The organism is Sorangium sp. So ce448, from assembly GCF_051520915.1.
GTDB lineage: Bacteria > Myxococcota_A > Polyangia > Polyangiales > Polyangiaceae > Sorangium > Sorangium cellulosum_B.
Genome location: NZ_CP150343.1, coordinates 2,355,429 through 2,373,575 on the forward strand (window position 1 = coordinate 2,355,429; position 18,147 = coordinate 2,373,575).

Sequence of the window (18,147 nt, forward strand, 5' to 3'; positions counted from 1 at the left end):
GCCCGCGCCGCCGGTCCCCGTAGCTCCTCCGCTCCCTGATGCGCCGCCGGCCCCCGCGCCGTCTGCCTCTCCACCCACCCCGCGCCCGCCGTCGCATTCATGCAGCTCGCTGCAGTCGGGGCCGAGGCAGCTCGCCGTCGGGAGCACTGCTGCGATCGAGGCCAGGGTCAGCGTCGAGGCTCCACACGCGGCAAGCCGTATCGCCCTCTGTGTTCGTCGGTTCATGGTTCCTCGGCTCAGAACACGCCGCCGGCGACGAGCCCGCCGCCGCCTGGCATCACGAGCGGAAAGAGAAGCACCCGCTGCTCGGGCTCGCTCGGCGCTCCAGCGAGCCAGGTGTAGCCGAGCGTCCCCACCGCGCTCGCGCCTGCACCGATGAAGCTCCAGAGCGCCAGGTTGCTGAAAAGATACTTGTCGTCGACCAGCGAGCGCAGCTTGCTGCACTGCTGCGTCTGAGCGCTACCAGCGGGGGTCGCGCAGTTGATGGTGAAGGGTTCGCGCTCCATGCCGTCGATCACGCTGTTTTGCCGCGCCGCATCGCTCGCTTTACCGTTGGCGACGAGCGTGAACACGACGCCCGCGGCGATTCCGACGCCGGTCACGATGCCGCCCCCGACGAGCACCGCCGTCTTCCCGCTGTCCCGCGACACCTCGGGCGCCGGCAAGGCGCTCCGTTCAGCGCCGGCACGCCTCGCATCCGGCGCCGGAGGACGCTCCAGCTTGAGGACCACCGTCTCCGTGCCCCCCGCGGTCGCCTCGACCGGCTGGGTCTGCGACACATACCCGTCGAGCTTCGCTCCGACCTCATGCCGGCCCGGATCGAGGAACACGGGATCCGCGAGCGGCGCTCGCCCGACGATCGCCCCGTCGACCGTCACCTCGGCCCCGCCCGGCGCGACCTCCACGGTTACGGCCGCGACCTGCGCCCGCGCCTCCTGCAGCGACGCCTCCGCGCGCTGGCGCTCCTGGACCTTGGTCGCGGGGGCCTCGCGGAGGTAGCGCGTGAGGTACTCGGCCGCGTCGCGCGGCTTGCCCACCCGGAGGCAGGCCACGCCCAGGTTCGAGGCGATCTGGTAGTGCGGCTTGAGACCCCACGCCGCGAGGAACGCCGCGTGTGCATCGGCCCACTTCCCCGCGTTGGCCGCTTTCACCCCGTCTGCGAAGAGCTGGCGCGCCCTGTCCGTCAGCGCGTCGCTCTCCTGCGCCTCGGCCCGAGGGGGCGCCGGCTGCGCCTCGGCGGCGGGCGCCAGCAAGGCGATGATTGCGCTCAGGGTCCACGGCAGCGGGCGGTTCCTCGTCATGGTAAGTTCGGCGTTGCTTCAGGGAGCTGCGTCGGGCGCAAGGGAAGGGTACAGCAGCACCTTGCCTACCCTGGAGCTCGAACCGTACCTCTTCTGTGCGATCAGGGAAGCATTTGATGCTCCCGTTTCATACAGGGCGTGATGGTGCAGCAGCTCCGCAGCGTCCCGCGGCCGTTCCTGCGTCGCGGGGGCGTTGACGCGCGGCTTCATGCACGGAGAGGCACGCCCGGAGCACCGGCGGCGGCTGCTTCCGTCCTTGAGCTCGCTCTCAGAAGATCCCCCAACTGGGCTTCTTTTCCCTCGATGGCGGCGGTGCTCGCTGGGGGGTGGGCTTGTCGGCCGTGGGGCGTCCCCGAGGTGGTGTGCCGGTCCCTGCTGCGGGCAGGCTGGGATCGAGCGTCGGCGTGTTCGTAGGTCGGGCAGCCGGGGCACTGGTGCCGTCGGGGGCTGGCGCGTAGGGGAACTCGGCGGCGGGTGCGCTGGGTTTGGGTGGCGTGGGAGCCGGCGCGGAGGGTTCTGCCGCGGCGTTCGGGCCGGCGTCCGTTACCGGTGCGGACGGCTCGACGACGACGAGAGGCGCAGCGCTCGGCGGCGGCGAGGGAAGCGCTGCGGGGTTGTTGGACGGCGTTTCTCCGGTGGCCTGCCCCAGGCCGGAGGCCGCGAGCTCCGCGGTCGCCGGGGCACCCGCGGCGGAGGGAGGCTCGGCCTGCTGGCCAAAGCGCGATCCGAGGGTCACGCCGATCCCGCTGACGGTGGCCGCTGCTCCCGCGACGAGGATCCATGTCGTCCACGCGAAGGAGCGGCGTCCGCCGGACGGCCTGGCGGGATCGATCGTGCCGGTCAGCGTGCCCGCCGAGACAGCCGCCGTCAGCGGCGCCGGTGGCGGCGCGAGCGGCCCGGCGGGCGTCGTGCCGCCCGGCCCCGGGGGCATTCCGGGTAGGGGCGTCGCCGTGCCCGCGACGAAGCCGGTAGGCGGCGCGTAGAACGGTCCGTGCGCATCGGAGACGGACGACGCGAACCTCGGCGCGCCCGCGATGCGCGCGAACTCGTCGACCAGCTCCCGGACGGTCTGGAACCGGTGGGCCCGATCGCGCGCCAGCGCCCGGTGGAAGAAGGCGTCGATGGTCGGGGGCAGGCCGGGGGCGAGCTGGGTCGCGGAGGGGATCGGGTCGACGAGGATCCTGGTCATGACCTGCGCGAGCACATCGCCGGGGAAGGGGAGGTATCCCGTGACCATGCGGAACAGGATGACCCCGAGCGCCCAGAGGTCGCTGCGCGCGTCGACGTCGCGCTCGGCGCGGAGCTGCTCCGGGCTCATGTAGTGGGGCGAGCCCATGACCTCGCCGGTCGTGGAGGCGTCGGCGACGAGCTTCGAGGTGGTCTCCTTGGCGATGCCGAAGTCGAGGAGCTTCACCATGTCCTCGTCCTCGCCGTCGACGCGCGCGAGGAAGAGGTTGGCGGGCTTGAGGTCGCGATGGACGAGGCCGGCGTCGTGCGCGCTGCGCAGGGCCTTGCCGGTCTGGGCGAGGATGCGATGCGCCTCCAGCAGCGGGAGGCGGCCGCGCCGCAGGAGGCGCGCGTTGAGGTCCTCGCCCTGGAGGAGCTCCATGACGAGGTAGGGGACACCCTCGTGAATGCCGAAGTCCTGCACCTTGACGACGTGCGGGGTCCTCAGCTGGGCGGCCGCGCGCGCCTCGCGCTCGAAGCGGGTGCGGAACGCGGGAGAGCTGGCGTAGGCCGGGTCCATGAACTTGACGGCGACCGGCGTGCCGAGCTGGAGGTGGTGCGCGACCCAGACCGAGCCCATGCCGCCGCGGGAGAGCGGGCGCTCGAGGCGGTACTTGTCGATGAGGACGGAGCCGGCGCCGAGGTGCATGGAAGGGCGGGAAGCAGCAGGAGGCGGGGACGAGCCTAGCGGATCCGGGGGCAGGCGAGGAATGGGGTGAGGGAGAGCGGGGGAGGATTTCGTAGGGACGGCTGGGGGAGGGGGCGCGGGGCAGGCGGCGATGGGGTGGCTGCATGGATACACCCCGCGCGGGGACGTGACGGCCCGCTGAGCCGGCACACCGCGCAGGTCGGGACCGCTGACGACTCCACTGCGCTGCTCTCGGCAGAGGCGTGGCGCCTCGGGAGGCGGGCCGCGCCGGGCGACGCCGGCGGCACGACCGCGCGTCCATTGCTGAAGAGCGGGAGTTCGTTGGGACCATCGAGGAGGCTACGGTGTCACAGGGGGGTGAAATCGAGGGTGGGCTCGGCGGCTCCCGGGGCGCCGTGGGACATGGCGTCGTTCCCGTCACCCTCACCGCCGAGGCCACCGTTGCCGATCTCGAAGAGGATCTCGTCCGCGTCCATCCGCGGTGGCGTGCCGAGGTAGGCGATGCCGACGGAGTGGCCGCCGCGGCCGCCGCCGCCGGTGCCGCCCTGACCGCCGCGGCCGCCGCTGCCGCCATTGCAGGCGTCGTCAAGGCCGAGGGAGTCCGCGGGCTGCCTGCCGCCTGCGCCGCCTTCGCCGCCTGGGCCGCCACGCTGTCCTTTCCCGCCGTTGCCGCCGTTGCCGCCACGCCCTGTTTTCAGGGTAACGTGGTGGAACTCGAGAGTAGAGTAGAGGCTGAGTAGCGCGATGCTCGCGCCGCCGGCGTCACCCCCGGGGCCGCCTTTGCCACCGCAGCCGCCCGCGCCGCCCGCGCCGCCGCTGGCGCCGCCCACCCCCTTGACCCCGCCGGGGCAAGAACGGCCGGGGTTGGCAATGTTGGGAACACCACGAGCGCCGCCGCCGCCGCCGCCACCCTGCGCCGTGAGCCCGGGCAGGCCGGGCAGGCCGGATACCCCGGTGTAGCCGTCTCTTCGTGAGATGGTCCCGAGAGCCGTGGCCCCAGCGCCTGCCTTGCCAGAGGCGCCAGCCGCGCCATCGCGGCCGTCGGTGCAGGCAGCTCCCGTTGACGACTGCCCGGCTCCAGCATTGTCCGAGCCTCCCGGAGTGCCCCGGCTGCCTGGGGCACCACTGCTCGTCTGTCCGACGCCGCCGCTGCCGCTCATAGAATCCTCGCCCCCGTCTTCGCAATCGGTGAATTGTTCGGCACCGCCGTAGGTAATAGGGGCCCCACACGCATCAGCACCTGGGTTTCCAGGTCCACCGGGGGTGGCATTGTTCGTGTCCTGGCGTCCATTGGCGCCTGGCGCGGCATCACCTGCCGCAATCGTGCAGCGCGCAAGGGAAACCGTGACGTCGTCGGTCACGACCGCGATAGACGACGCTCCGAACATCGCCGGATCTTCCGGGGGAATGGAGTTCGCAATGACATCGACGTCCTCCATCCGAACTTCTCCGCCCCCATGCATGATGAGGGGGATGTTTCCAGGAGCGGCCGTCAGCGTCGTCCGAGTCTGCTCGCCTATCCATTGCCAGCCGTTGTTGCAGTCGAGCCCACCAAACAGCGCCACGCCGGCCGCGATCTCGACCGCCTCGTTGAACGTCTCGGCACATGCATACACGTTCTTCGTCTTGGGATCGGTGAGCTTGCTTGCGAGGTCGATGGCTTGTTGCAACGTCTGGACCGGTGCGTCCGGTGTCCCGGCGTTCTCGCCACCTCCATCGGCCCTCACGAATACCCCACACGACCCGTCCGCCGTCCAGCCTTCACCCTCTCCTGGCACACACTGCGGCGATGGATCTGGCGTCCCTTCTGCGACCTCGTCAAAACGGCAATCCGTTAGCTTTTCGTCGCTGGTGTGAGCATCAGGGCAGGCGGTGTTGCAGCGAGGCCCGATGGCACCCATACCCATCGTCGCCAGGAAGATCGCTGCAGCAAGGTGGGCGCGACGACGCATGATAAAGCCTTCTCTTTCCAGATAGATAAGCTCAGAACCTTCCGCTGAACGAAACCCCTGCGATGCCTGGTCCGAGGAGTGGCGCCACCCGTGGGCCTGGGGCCGGCGCCGTGGATTTCCTCGTCACCAGCCCATAGACCAGCGTGCCAACTCCGACCGTTCCGCCCGTCAAGAGACTCCAGAATGCGAGGTTGCCGAAGGCGATCTCCGCGTCCACGGCATCGCTGAGCTCTCTACATCGGGAGACGTCCCCCTCGGGGCATTTTTTTTCACCGTTCCATCGAGCCTTCAGCTCGTTCCTGATCGCTTCCGCACGGCTGGCCCGCCCATTGGCCATCGCTGTCAAGACGACGCCTGCCGCGAGCCCCAGCGTCGCCGCTGCACCCCCGCCGATGAGCACCGCAGTCCGTCCCTTGGTGTCTGACCACTCGGCTGCATCGTGGTCTCCCTGCGCAAGAGGTTGAACTCCGGGCTTCCCAGGGCGATGCGTCCGCGAACCGGCGGTGTCTGCCGGCCGCTTGGCCGCCAGCAACGCGTCGAGCGTGACCTGATCGATTTCGACCCGTTCCCTCGCTCCCTCGGCCAGCTGGACATCCCGGGTCAAGGGACGGCCCCCATGCCAACGAACGACCAAGGTGTGAGCACCGGGATCGCGCTGCACAGGGGTAGAACGCTGGATGGGCAGGCCATCGAGCGTCATCTCCAGCCCGGCAGGAACGGTACCCGTGACATTGATTTCCACGGTCGGGGTGCGTGCTTCCAGGTCGGCGAGTTCCTTCGTTGCGCTGGCTTTCGCCTCGGCGAACGCAGGCGGAGCGCCGTGCGCAAGCTTCTCGTCCACGACGAGCCGATACACGTCACGCGCCTCGAGGAAGCGGCCGAGCTTGACGTAGCAGCGCGCCACCATGAGGAGGAACGGAGACGCGTGCGCTTTCGCCTCTGCCTGACGGAACGCCTGGAGCGCCTCGGCGTATCGGCTCGCCTCGTAGTGGCCCCATCCCTGCTCGGCGAGCGCGACGGCGGCTGTCTTGCTCTGTGCCAACATCGGACCGTCCTGTGCCGCCGCAGGCGACGTGCAGAGCAAGCCGAGGAGGAGAAGGCTGACCGCAGCGGAACGGCGGTTCGTTTCCCTATTCTTGCTCACGAATCGTCCTCGCGGAAAGAAGGCGCTCCGGCAAGTACATGCGACCTGGCCACTGCAGGGCACGGTGGATGTCACCGGGGGGTGAAATCGAGCGTCGGCGCGGCGTCTCCGTCGGCGCCATTGTGTATGGTGTCGTTGCCCTCACCCTGGCCGCCGAGGCCAGGGTCGCCAATCTCGAAGCCGATCTGGTCCGTGGCCATCGGCGGTGGCGTGCCGAGGAAGGCGATGCCGATCGAGTGGCCGCCGCGGCCGCCTCCGCCGGTGCCGCCCTGACCGCCGCGGCCGCCACGACCGCCACTGCAGGCGTTGTCAAGGCCGGAGGAGTTCGTCGGCGGCTTGCCGCCTTCGCCGCCTTTGCCACCGTCGCCCCCGGGCTGTCCTGGCCAGCCGTCGTCGCCGTCGCCGCCGCGGCCTGTCTTCAGGGTGACGCCGTTGAATTCGAGGGTGGAGTAGATGCTGATCAGTGCGATGCTCGAGCCGCCGGCGTTACCCCCGGGGCCGCCTTTACCACCGCAGCCTCCCGCGCCGCCCGAGCCGCCGCTGGCGCCGCCGACTCCTTTGCCGTTGGGGCATTCCCGCGGCGGCGTAGGGTTGGCAATGTTCGGAATACCGCGAGCACCGCCGCCTCCACCGCCACCCTGCGCCGTGACCCCGGGCAGGCCAGACAGGCCGGATACGCCGGTGTAGCCATCTTCTCGTGAGAGGGTCCCGAGAGCCATGGCCCCAGCGCCTGCGCCCGGCTCGCCGGCAGTGCCATCTACGCCATCGCGGCCGTTCTTGCAGAGATCGGCTGTTGATGCCTGCCCGACTCCGCCATTGTCCGAGCCACCTGGTGTGCCCCTGAGGCCCTGGTTGCCAGCGGCCGGAAGCCCTGGTCCGCCCGCGCCACTGAGAGAGTCCTCGACCCCCTCTTCGCAGTCGTTGGATTGCTCAGCACCGCCGGGGGTAATGGTGGGCATGCACGCCTCACGACCTGGGTTCCCATCTTTCCCGGCCTCGGCGGCCGCGTTGTCGCCGGTGTTCGGGGGTCTCTTCGCGTTTCGCGCGGCATCACCTGCCGCAATCGTGCAGCGCGCAAGCGACATCGTGATACCGTCGGCCACGGCCGCGATGGACGACTTTCCGAACATCGCCTGCTCCTCCGGGGGAATGGATTTCGCAACAACATCGACGTCCTCCATCCGAATTTCTGCTCCCTCATGCATGGTGAGGGGGATTCCCCCAGCATCGGCCGTCAGCGTCGTCCGCTTCTGTTCGCCTATCCATCGCCAGCCGTTCTCGCAGTCGAGTCCACCGAACAGCGTCACGTCGGCCGCGATCTCGACCGCCTCCTCGAACGTCTCGGCGCATGCATACACGTTCTTCTTCGTGGCGTCGGTCTTGGCGGTCGCGAGGGCGATGGCCTTTTCCAACGACTTCACCGGTGCGCCCGGTGTCCCGTCGTTATCATCGTCTCCGTCGAGCCTCACGAACACGCCGCACGTCGCGTCCGCGTTCCAGCCCTGGCCGTCGCCCGGCACGCACTGCGGCGGCGGTGGCGGCTGTCCTCCGCCTCCGCCTTCTCCATCGCTCCTGAGGCAGGCATAGATTTTCGCGCAGTCGGTGGCGTCCTCTTCTTGGGAGCCCGCTTCGTCGGCCTCCTGAGGACGAGAGAACGGCCAGTCGACTGCGCCGCACCCGGCCCCGCCGGCGGCCAGGGCCATCGTCGCTAGAAAGAGCACCGAGGCGACACGAGCGCGGCGACGCATAGTGCAAACTCCTCCTGTCCAGGAATGCGAGCTCAGAACTGTCCGCTGAGCGAGAGTCCGGCAACGCTAGGCCCCAGGAGTGGCGCTGCCCGCACGCCTGGCGCCACCTCCGCAGGCTTCCTCGTCACGAGCCCGTATACGAGAGTGCCAGCCCCGATCGCTCCGCCTGCCACGAAGCTCCAGAACGCTGCGTTGCTGAGATCGACCTTGGCATAGACCGTATCCCTGAGATCCTTGCAGCCGGGCATGGTCATGCCATGACAGGAAGATTCGCTGTACCCTTTGCGGAGCAACTCGTCCTTTTTGTCCTCAGCCTCGCTCGCCCGTGCGTTGGCCATCACCGTGAAGATCACCCCCGCCGCCACGCCGGCGCCCGCCGCGATCCCCCCGCCCAGGAGCAGCGCTTTCCGTGTGCGATTTTCCGAGCCCACGGCGCCGGACGCCGGCGGAAGGACCGCCGGACCAGGCTGCACCAGCACGCCGGCAGCTGGCGTGCGGTTCAACTGGAGAACCGCCGTCTGCTTTCCCCCCGCGATCGCCACGATCGACTGCGTCGCCGGCTCGTGACCGTCGAGCCTCGCTCCGATGTCATGCTTGCCCGGTTCCAGGAAGATCGGATCCGTGAGCGGCGCCTTGCCCCTTGCCGCCCCATCTACCGTCACCTCCGCCCCTGCCGGCGTCACCTGTGCAGTGACGGACGCGACCTTGGAGAGCGCTTCTCTCAGCGACGCCTCCGCGCTCTGCCGCTCCTTCACCTTGCTGGCAGGCGCCTCGCGGAGATACCGCGCCAGGTACTCCGCGGCCTCACGATGCCTGCCCAGCTTCAGGCAGGTCACCCCGAGGTTCGACGCGATCTGGTAATGCGGCTTGATGGCCCACGCCGCGAGAAACGACGCGTGCGCATCGGCCCACTTCCCTGCCGCTGCCGCCTGTCTCCCCTCTTCGTAAAGCTGCCGCGCCTTGTCCGTCAGCGCATCGGTCTCACCAGCCACGGCGGGTGCGGCCGGCTGCTGCGCGCCGGCCGCCTGCGCAGCCAACACCACGGAAACGCTCACACCCCACAGTAGCGGACACTTCTTCATCGTCGGAATCATCAGAACTCTGGCGTCCCTTCGGGGAGAGACGATTCACGGGGGCTCGACGACGGCACCTTACTCCCTCTGGGTTTCTGTTCAAAGCGCCCCGTCGCCGCGCCGCCCCCTTTGGGATTCCGGGTCCGTCCCGGTTGCTGAGTCTTCGACGCCGATTCGCTCGGCTCACCCTGCTGCGGCTGCTCCTGCCCGGCCTGCGGCTTCGCCGTCGCCTCCGGCCGCGCCGTCGTGGCGGGCGAGCCTGTCGTCGCCGCCGCCCCTGTGCCGGCCTCGGCGCTCGGCCCCGGCGCCGCCGCGCTCCCGGCAGGCGGCGCCACGCCCGGCCCCGTTGCCTCCGGCGTTGCAGTCCCCCCTCCGGGCGCCCCCTGCGACACCAGCACCGCGACCATGCCCGCCACGGCCACGAAGCCGAGCCCCGCGAGGGCCCAGATCCACGTCCGCGACGACGCCGGCTTCTCCACGATGACCGGGATCTCGTCGCGCTCCTCCCCCCCGACGCCCGGCAACGGCGGCAGCGGCGCCGCCGCCGCCGGCGCGCTCCACGCCCCGCCGTTCGCCGCCCGCCCCGCCGCACCGCCCGCCGGCACGGCATTCCCCGCCGCCGCCTGTCCCATCCGCACGGGCCCCGTGCCTCCGGACTCGACCCCCGCCGTCAGCGCCGCGCTCCCGAGCAGCTTCTCCGAATCGATGACCAGCGTCCCCTTCGGCCCAACCTGCTGCGACACCGGCCCCGCCGGCCCCGCCCCCACGCCCCGCTGCGACGGCGGCATCGACCCCGGCGCCCGCCGCTCTTGTCCCGCGCCCCCCACGCCATGCGCCGCCACGCCCACCGGCCCCGTCCCGCCCTGCTGCGCCGCGAACCGCTCGCGCCATCCGCCGCCGAACTGTGGCTTCTCCTCCACCTCGGCCAGCGGCCGCGCCCCGAACATCCCCCGCGCGATCTCCCCCTCGTCCTCCGAGACCTCCTCGATCCGGATCAGCATCCCGTGCCGGTCCTCCATCGTGACGTCCCGCTCCCTCACGAACCGCACCGATACCCCGCCCGGGATATCCGCCTCCCGCCCGCTTGTGATCGACGTCCACTTGATGTTCGACCGGTACAGCACCGTCGCGATCCGCGCCGCCGCGTGCGCGATCGCCCCGAAGGGCTCATCCGGCTTGTGGACGATCACCACCCGCTTCGGCTGCGCCCCCTCGTCGGCCACCCAGTCCCACGTCGCGCCGCTCCGCCGGAGATATGGCAGATCCCCGAACTCCTCGACATACCGCTCCAGCACGTGCGCCACCCGCTCTGGCGCCTCCCGCACCGCGCTCACGTACTCGCGGTAGAACATGCCCGCCGACGAGTTGACCTCCGTCGCGTTCATCACGTGCCGGTAAAACGTCGCCGCTGCCTCGAGCAGCGTCGTGTACCCGAGGTCCCGATCCACCGCGACGATCCCGTGCGCGAACGGCGGGTTCCCCCGCCCGGCGTGGTCGACCGCCCCGCCGATCCGGAAGCCGAAGATGAGCCCCACCGCCCCGTGGCCAGGCTCGTGCTGCGTGTCATCCCTCGACAGATTGCCAATCGCGAACGCGTGAGTCGCTCCCGTCGCAGGCTCGATGTACTTCATCAACCGCGCCAGGTGGCTGAACTGCGTCGTCGTGAGGGGCCCTTGCGGCACCTCCGGGCAGTACATGAAGTCGATCTGGTGCCCCGGGATGTTCCCGTGCAGCACGTGATACCACGCCGCGTCCGCCGGCGCGCGGTACCGCGGGATCACATACCCCGAAGCGCCCTCGCTACCGTACATTGGGCCTGACCTGCTGCGGCACCGGCGGGGCAGGGAGCGCCGCGGTCCGCGCCAGCGCCGAATGCCCGCTGATGTCCTGCTTCATCCGCTGCAGGAGCTGCGGATCATACGCGTTCTTCGGGAGGATCTTCTCCACGAAATGCGAGAACAGGTGATGCGTGCTGTGCCCGTAGCTCGCCGACCCGACGAGCACGCGAATGTCGATGTTGTTCTTGTACCGCTCCAGGCTGTCGATGAGCGTCTTGTAATACCCGCGCGCCTCCCGCTCCACCTCGGCCGGCGTCCCGGACAGAACATCGGACTTGTTGATGAAGAGCACAACCGCCTTGCACGAGGCCAGCGTCTTCGGGCTGAAGAAGAACTGCAGCGACTGCGGCTGAAACTCCCGGAGCTGCTCCTGGATCCTCGACGGCTCGACCTTCTGACCGTCCTTGCCCGCCAGATCCACGACCATCAAGAGCCCATGGACCTCCTCCATGATGAGCTCCTGCTGCGCGTCCACGATGTGCTCGCCGCCCCAGTCGCCGACCTCGAACACGTGCTCTGTCAGCACCTCTTTCGTGAGGACGTGGCTGACGGTCCGCTCGTAACGCTCGATCTTCGTCCCCTGCAGCGTGCCCAGATCCACCAGGGGATTCGCCCACTTGAGCGTGAGCGACGTCTTGCCGGTCCACTTGATGCCGAGCGTCAGGATCTTGTACCGCTTCTGCGTGATCTTCGGCCGGCTCTCGAGCTCGCTCTTGTACCAGTCGATCTCCTTCTGCTGGGCGTCGAGCCAGTCGACCTTCTGCCGGTCCTCGCCCCGCGAGAGCTCAAGCGCCTGCTGGAGCTGCCCGTACTGGGCGCGCATCTGATCCAGCTGGCCCTTGGCCTGCCGGAGCGCCTCGATGTGCTGGTTCGCGTCCTGAAGCTTCCGCTTCAGCTGCGTGGCCTGCATCAGCAGGAACACGGCGCCTGCGCCGCACGCCACCGCAATCAACCCGAGCACTATCGGTAGAACAACCTGCATGGCTTACAATCCTCGCGCCCCGCAGGGCGGGCTATCCCGCCCTGTCCTGTCCCGCGCGGCCGGAAGAACGGCGAACGCGGACCGGCCTGAATCCTGAGAAACGCATCAGACCACGGCTCGCCGCAGCGTACAAGTCCGAGGTAATCCCCAGCACGAGCCATCACTTCACCGCTCGCCACCGGACGCCATGTCCCCACACACACAGGACCCGCGTCCTCCGCGTCCTCGCGCCGCTCCCGCTACCGGCCTGTCCCGATCACCTCGCGCCACCGCCCTTGCGGGTCACCCGCGGCAGCGCCGTCCTCGTCTCCGGCGCGAGATCCAGCGTGTCCCGCTCCCCGGCCGCGAGCCGCAGCGCGCCCGCATACGCGATCATCGCCCCGTTGTCCGTGCAGCTCGCGAGCGGCGGCACGAACAGCGCGAGGCCCCGCCGCTCGCACGCCGCGGCCATCTTCGCGCGGAGCCCCTGGTTCGCCGCGACCCCGCCGCCGAGGACCACCCGCCCGATCCCCTCGGCCCGCGCGGCCCGCACGGTCTTCTGCACGAGCGCGTCGACTACCGCCCCCTGGAAGGCTGCGCACAGGTCGCGGAGCGCCTGCCCCTCCGGCCGCCCCCGCTTCGCCACGTGCCGCGCGACCGAGCTCTTGATGCCCGAGAAGCTGAACTCCAGCGACTCCTTGCGCGCCATCAGCGCCGGCACCGCGTCCGCCGCGGCCGCCGCGTCGCCCCCGGCCGCGAGCCGATCGACCACCGGCCCGCCCGGATACCCGAGGCCGAGCAGCTTCGCCACCTTGTCGAACGCCTCGCCCGCCGCGTCGTCGCGCGTCGCGCCGAGCTCCCGGATCGCGCCGATCGCCGGGCCATCCACCCGGTAGATCGCCGTGTGCCCGCCCGAGGCGAGCAGCGCCACGTACGGGAACGACGGCCGCTCGTGCTCGTCGGCGAGCGGCGCGCCGCCCCGCCGCAGGAACACCGCGAGCAGGTGCCCCACCAGGTGATCGACGCCCACGAGCGGCTTGCCCGCGGCCCACGCGAGCCCCTTCGCGGCCTGCAGGCCGACGAGCAGCGCCCCGGCGAGCCCCGGCCGCGACGTCACCGCGATGCCGTCGAGATCCGCCGCCGAGACGCCCGCGCGCGAGAGCGCCTCGCGCACCACCGGGACCACCGCGCGCGCGTGATCGCGCGCCGCGACCTCGGGCACGACGCCCCCGTAAGGCGCGTGCAGCGCCACCTGGCTGCGCACGACGTCGGAGAGGACATCGCCTCCCTCGGTGACCACCGCCGCCGCCGTCTCATCACACGATGTCTCGATCCCTAGAACCCGCATGTCCCTGTCCGCCGCGTCAGCCTGAAATTGCCAAACACCTGCCGCTGCCCCGCCGCATCCACCTCGCCCGGCGCGAACGGCGCCCGGCCAGGCCGGAGCAGGCGCACCTCGACCGACGCGTCGGTGCGCAGCGATAGCACCGCGAGCAGCGGCTCCGCCTCTGGCTCCGACGTGTCGACCGCGTAGATCGCGTTGCGCTCCCGGCCCTCCCCGAACTCCAGCCGCGACAGCGGGTCGTGGGCGAGCGCGCCGATCGGCCGCAGCGGCACGCCGTCGAGGAGGCGCCGCTCGGCCGTGGCCCCGTCGGGCGCCTCGTAGGTCCACAGCGCGCCGGGCGGCTCCGGCCCGTCGAGCGCGTCCGCGTCGAGCGTGAGCCGCATCTGCACCCGCGGGCTCAGGCCGGCGCGGAACGCGCCGCCCAGCGTGATCGCGCCGCAGTACGCCTCCCCGTCGGCCGTCGAGAACCGGCTCAGGTCGTCGCAGCCGGCCGCCCCGCCGGCGCTCATCGCGCCGGCGAGGGCGAGCGGCGCGAGCCGCAGCGCGTGGCGCCGCGGCCCGGGCGGAGAAGCGCGGCTCAAGGCGCGGCGCTCCGCATCAGCTCGGCCGCGGTCTGGCGGACGCGCGGCTCGGGATCGCTCGCCGCGAGCTGCCGGAGCACCGGCGCCGCCGCTGCGCGGTCCGCGGAGGCGAGGGCGCGGGCCGCCGCCTCGCGCACAAGGGCATACGCGTCGGCGCGGGCCGCCCCGCCGAGCGTCTCGGCCACCTGGCTCGGCCTGCCGCCGCCCGCGCCCCCGCCCGGCGCGCCGAGCCGACCCAGCGCCTCCGCCGCGCGCACGCGCAGCGGCCAGCTCGACGAGGTCCGCAGGAGCTCCGAGACGGCCGCGATCGTCGGCCCGTGCCGGACCGCGCCGAGCGCCGCGAGCGCCGCGCGCCGCACGCTCTCCTCGGGATCGCCGAGCGCGTCGACCACGGCGGCCTGCGCCTCCGGCTCGGGCCGGGTCGCGAGCAGCTCGACCGCGCGCGTGCGCACCTCGATCGCCGGGTGCCGCACGAGCGCCACGAACCCGCTCACGACCGCCGCCGCGATCCCCTCCACGGCGGCCTCCACCTGCCGCCTCGGCTCCGGTGCGAGCGCCGCGCGCCCGTCCGTGAACGGCGCGAGCCCGAGCGCCGCGCCGCCCCCGTCGGCGCCGCGATCGCCGCCTGCCCCGCCCGATACGGCCGCGCCGCGCGACAGGATCGCGTCCGCGACGACCAGGGCCCGCTCGGGCGACGTCGCGACCGCGGCGACCGCGGCCTTCTGCAGCGCCGGGCCGAGCGCCACGAGCGCCGCCGCGCGATCCTCCGGGCCGGGCGGATCGGGGTCGAGCCCCGCGAGCACGTCCTTCACCGTCAGCGCGCCGTCCGGCACCGGCAGCGGCTCGCGCGCGCGCGGGTACGCGCGCCGCGTGAGCGCGACCGCCGCCGACACCGCCGCGGCGCGCAGCCCCTCGTCCGACGAGAACGCGCCGGCCGCGATCGCCTGGGCGGCCCCGCCCTCGGCGACCGCCTCGGCCTCGCCGGCGCCGCCGCCCCCGGGCCCTGCGCTGCCGCCGCCGCCGAGCCGCGCGAGCGTGATCAGCGCCGCGCGGCGGAGCTCCGGCTCGCTCGAGTCGGCGAGCGACATGAACAGCGCGGGCCCCTCGCCGCCGCCCCCGAGCTCGCCCAGCGCGCGGACCGCGGCCGCGCGCGGCACGGAGCCGGCCTCGGGCGCCCTCGCGACCGCGGACAGCGCCGCCGCGTGCTTCCGGTCGTGCGTCAGCCCGAGGCCGACCGCCGCGAGCGCCCGCACCTCCGGCGCCGGCGACGACAGGAGCCGCGCGAGCAGCGCCACCGCCTTGGCCGCCGGCCGCCCGCCGCCCGCCGCGAGCCGCGCCACGCCCCACGTCGCGGCGACCGCGACCGCGTCGTTCGGCAGCACGCTCGCCGCCGCGTCCCGCGGCGCGAGCATCTGCTCGTAGCGCTCCAGCATGGCCGGATCGCGCAGCGCGCCGCACGCGATCATCGCGCGGGCGCGCAGCCCCTTGTCGGCCTGGCCTACCGCGAAGTTGTAGAGCGCCGGCCCGGCGCCCTTGTTCTCGACGTAGGCCAGCACCTCGATCGCGATCTTCTGCTGCGACTCCTTCTCGTCCGCGAGCGCGTCGAGCAGCGGCTTCACCGCGCGGGCGCCGATCTTCGCGAGCTCCGCGCGCGCCGCCGCGCTCGCCGCGCGGCCGTCGCCGCGGACCTTCTGCATCAGCGGGAAGGTCATCGCGCCGTAGAGCTCCACGAGCAGCCGCCGGTAGAGCGGCTTCTGCGGGTTGCCGACCGCGACCGGCAGGAGCTCGCGCTCGAGCACCTCGAGCGAGCCCCTGCCGAGGTTCACCTGCATCGACATCCGCGCCGCGCGCGCGACGAGCTCCTCGTCGTTCGACGCCCTCACCACGCGGCGGAAGAGCCGGTCGGCCTCCTCGGCCTGACCCGCGGTGAGCAGCAGCTCGGCGAGGTCGAAGTACACGGGGAACAGCCGGTCGTTCTTCGCGAGCGCCTGCCGGTACTCGGCGATCGCGCGCTGGAAGTCCTGCCGCCGGCGGTACATGTCGCCGAGCTTCTGGTGGCCGCTCGCGTCCTCGGGCGACAGCTCGACGGCCCGCGCGGCGTACCGGATCGCGTCGTCGTCGCGGTACAGCTCCGCGGCGTACTGCGCCATGCGCTGGTAGAACTCGCGGGCCCGCTTCGGGTTCACCTCGACGAGCTTGCCCAGCACGTCGATCGCGCCGAGCAGGTTCTGCTGGAGCACGAGCACGCGCTCCAGCGCGAGGAGCGAGTCCTCGTCGCCCGGCGCGGCCTGGACCAGCCTCCGGAGCGTGGCCTCGGCGTCGGGCAGCCGGTGCAGCTTGCGCTGCACCTCCGCGAGCAGCCGCCCCGCCTCCAGGTCGGGCGGGGTCGCGTTGAAGCGCGCGGCGAGCGGCGCGACGCGGCTCGGCAGCTCGTGGGTGAGCGACCAGAGGCTGACGATGTGGGTGCGCGCCTCGCGCGCGAGCAGCTTGTCGTTGCCCGCCCCGGCGAGCAGCTGCTCCCAGAGCTCGCGCGCCTCCGTGTAGCGCGGCCCCGCGTTGCCGAGCGCGCTCGCGGTGCGCTCCAGCGCGATCGCGAGCGCCTTCTTGTAGCGGCTGTTCGCGGGCTCGAGCTGCGCGGCCTCCCGGAGCGCGGCGAGCGCCTCCGCCACCATATCGTGGTCGAGGTACACCTCCCCGAGCGTGGCCGCGGCGCGCGCCCGGCTCGGCACGACCTGCTTGATGCGCGCCCACGTCTCCAGCGCCTTCTTCTTGTCGCCGGCCTGGAAGTACCGGTCGCCCAGGTCGACGAGGTGGCTCGGATCGCCGCCCGCGGCCGCGGCGAGCCGCTGGAGCACCTTGAGGGCCCGGTCCTTCTCCTCCACCCGCTCGTAGAAATCGGCGACGGCCGCGAGCGTCTCGGCCTCGTCCGCGACGCGCCCCTCGAGCTGGGTGAGCAGCGCGAGCGCCTTGGGCCGGTCGCCCCGCTGGATGAGCGTCTCGCACAGCTCGAAGACGAAGTCCGCGTTGCCCGGGGCCGCCTTGATCAGGAGCTCGTACTCGCGGATCGCGGCGTCGAGCTCGCCGGCGGTCTGCAGCAGGTGGACGAGCCGGAGCCGCGTGTCGATGTGCTTGCCGTCGATCGCGAGGGACTTCCTGTAGATCCCGATCGCCTTGTCGACGTCGCCGGTCTCCTCGTACAGGGCGCCCAGGGTCGCGAGCCGCTGGAAGTCCTGCCCCTTCTCGGCCTCGAGGATCGCGATGAGCTCCGCGAGCTTGCCCTCGGCGCGGAACGCGTCGGTCATGATGAGCAGGATCTCGGCCCGCACCCCGGCGGCGCTGCCGGCGATGGCGAGCGCCCGCTTCAGCACGGCGAGCGCCTCGTCCATCTTCTTCTGCTTGGCGAGCGACTGCCCGAGATCGCGCAGCGCCGGCGCGAGCGCGCGGTTGTCGCCGGCCGCGGCCTTCACGAGCTCGCGGAACTCGGCCTCGGCGCGCGCGTGGTGCCCGCGCGCGGAGAGCTCGCGCCCGAGCTCGGCCTTCACGAAGAGCGAGCCCTGCGCGTTCTTCACGAGCGCGTCGTGCTGCGCCTTGGCGGCCTCGAAGTCGGAGAGGTCGAGGCAGAGCGCGAGCAGCGTGCGCCGGGTCTGCTCGACGTCCGCGGGGACCTTGAGCAGCGGCAGCGCCTTCTCGTAGTGCCCGCGCGCGCGGGCCTTGTCGCCCCGATCTGCCTCGAGCTGGGCGAGCGCCATCATCGCCGCCGGGTCCCCGGGCCGGTCCGCGATGGCGGCCTCGTAGGTCTTGATGGCGTCGTCGTAGCGCCCGTCCTGCTTGTAGACGCCGGCGAGCACGACCTTCGAGGCCCAGGCGTCGGCCCCCGGCTGCGCGGCGCGGCGCTCGAACTCCTCGACGAGCTTCTTCAGGTTCCCGTCGCGCTCCCGGTAGAGCTGGGCGAGGCGCTGGAGCGGGAAGGGCGCGCTCGGCTGGCTCATGACGATGGCCGTGTAGCGCGCGATCAGCGCGTCGCTCGACGGGCCGCCCCGCTTCCCGTCGCCGGTCTCTGCCGGCTCCGGCTTCGCCTGCGGCGGCTTCGCGGGCTGCGGCCGCGCGGCGGGGCGAGGCGTGCTGCCGCCGGGCTTCGGGGCCTTCGGCCTGGGCCGCTTGCCGCGGCCGGACGGATCGAAATCCGCGGCCTCGGCGTGCGGGATCGCGAGCGTCGCGGCCGCGGGGATCAGGACCGCGAGGCAGCCGGCCAGAACGTGGGATCGCACCTGGGTAGGGTAGATCGACGGTGCGCGGCGGGCCACGCGGAGCAGCGGCGGCGCCGGGAA

At 72.0% G+C, this 18,147-nt stretch carries 11 protein-coding genes; all 11 read right to left on the reverse strand.

The window, feature by feature from the left end; translation table 11 throughout:
• Positions 1-236 precede the first annotated feature (236 nt).
• The 11 genes from WMF45_RS09035 to WMF45_RS09085 all read right to left on the reverse strand — a co-directional run bounded on the left by WMF45_RS09035 (position 237) and on the right by WMF45_RS09085 (position 18,087).
• A complete protein-coding gene (locus WMF45_RS09035) occupies positions 237-1,301 on the reverse strand; it encodes a PEGA domain-containing protein (RefSeq protein ID WP_437716533.1) in 1,065 nt (354 codons plus the stop codon).
• 268 nt (positions 1,302-1,569) lie between these two features.
• Entirely contained in the window at positions 1,570-3,177 is a 1,608-nt protein-coding gene (locus tag WMF45_RS09040; protein ID WP_437716534.1) for a protein kinase domain-containing protein, read from the reverse strand.
• Positions 3,178-3,524: 347 nt separating this feature from the next.
• Positions 3,525-4,847 carry a PGRS family protein gene (locus tag WMF45_RS09045; protein WP_437716535.1) on the reverse strand — a complete coding sequence of 441 codons (1,323 nt, stop codon included), beginning with the start codon at positions 4,845-4,847 and terminating at the stop codon, positions 3,525-3,527.
• A gap of 313 nt (positions 4,848-5,160) precedes the next feature.
• Complete coding sequence (locus tag WMF45_RS09050) at positions 5,161-6,273, reverse strand: tetratricopeptide repeat protein (RefSeq protein WP_437716536.1); 1,113 nt, start codon at positions 6,271-6,273, stop codon at positions 5,161-5,163.
• A gap of 71 nt (positions 6,274-6,344) precedes the next feature.
• Positions 6,345-7,748, reverse strand: coding sequence for a PGRS family protein (locus tag WMF45_RS09055; protein WP_437716537.1), 1,404 nt, complete (start codon positions 7,746-7,748; stop codon positions 6,345-6,347).
• Between the two features lie 305 nt (positions 7,749-8,053).
• Positions 8,054-9,115: a PEGA domain-containing protein gene (locus tag WMF45_RS09060; RefSeq protein ID WP_437716538.1), complete on the reverse strand. Its 1,062-nt coding sequence runs from the start codon at positions 9,113-9,115 to the stop codon at positions 8,054-8,056.
• Positions 9,115-10,905, reverse strand: a complete 1,791-nt coding sequence (locus WMF45_RS09065) for a hypothetical protein (RefSeq protein WP_437716539.1) — start codon at positions 10,903-10,905, stop codon at positions 9,115-9,117. The genes WMF45_RS09060 and WMF45_RS09065 overlap by 1 nt, the downstream gene beginning before the upstream one ends.
• Positions 10,895-11,914 (reverse strand): hypothetical protein, encoded by a 1,020-nt coding sequence (locus tag WMF45_RS09070; RefSeq protein ID WP_437716540.1) that lies wholly within the window; start codon positions 11,912-11,914, stop codon positions 10,895-10,897. Before WMF45_RS09070 ends, WMF45_RS09065 begins: the two co-directional genes overlap by 11 nt.
• Positions 11,915-12,170: 256 nt before the next feature.
• Entirely contained in the window at positions 12,171-13,241 is a 1,071-nt protein-coding gene (gene tsaD, locus WMF45_RS09075) for a tRNA (adenosine(37)-N6)-threonylcarbamoyltransferase complex transferase subunit TsaD (protein ID WP_437716541.1), read from the reverse strand.
• Positions 13,229-13,819 carry a hypothetical protein gene (locus WMF45_RS09080; protein ID WP_437716542.1) on the reverse strand — a complete coding sequence of 197 codons (591 nt, stop codon included), beginning with the start codon at positions 13,817-13,819 and terminating at the stop codon, positions 13,229-13,231. Before WMF45_RS09080 ends, tsaD begins: the two co-directional genes overlap by 13 nt.
• Complete coding sequence (locus WMF45_RS09085; RefSeq protein WP_437716543.1) at positions 13,816-18,087, reverse strand: HEAT repeat domain-containing protein; 4,272 nt, start codon at positions 18,085-18,087, stop codon at positions 13,816-13,818. Before WMF45_RS09085 ends, WMF45_RS09080 begins: the two co-directional genes overlap by 4 nt.
• Between the last annotated feature and the right edge of the window lie 60 nt (positions 18,088-18,147).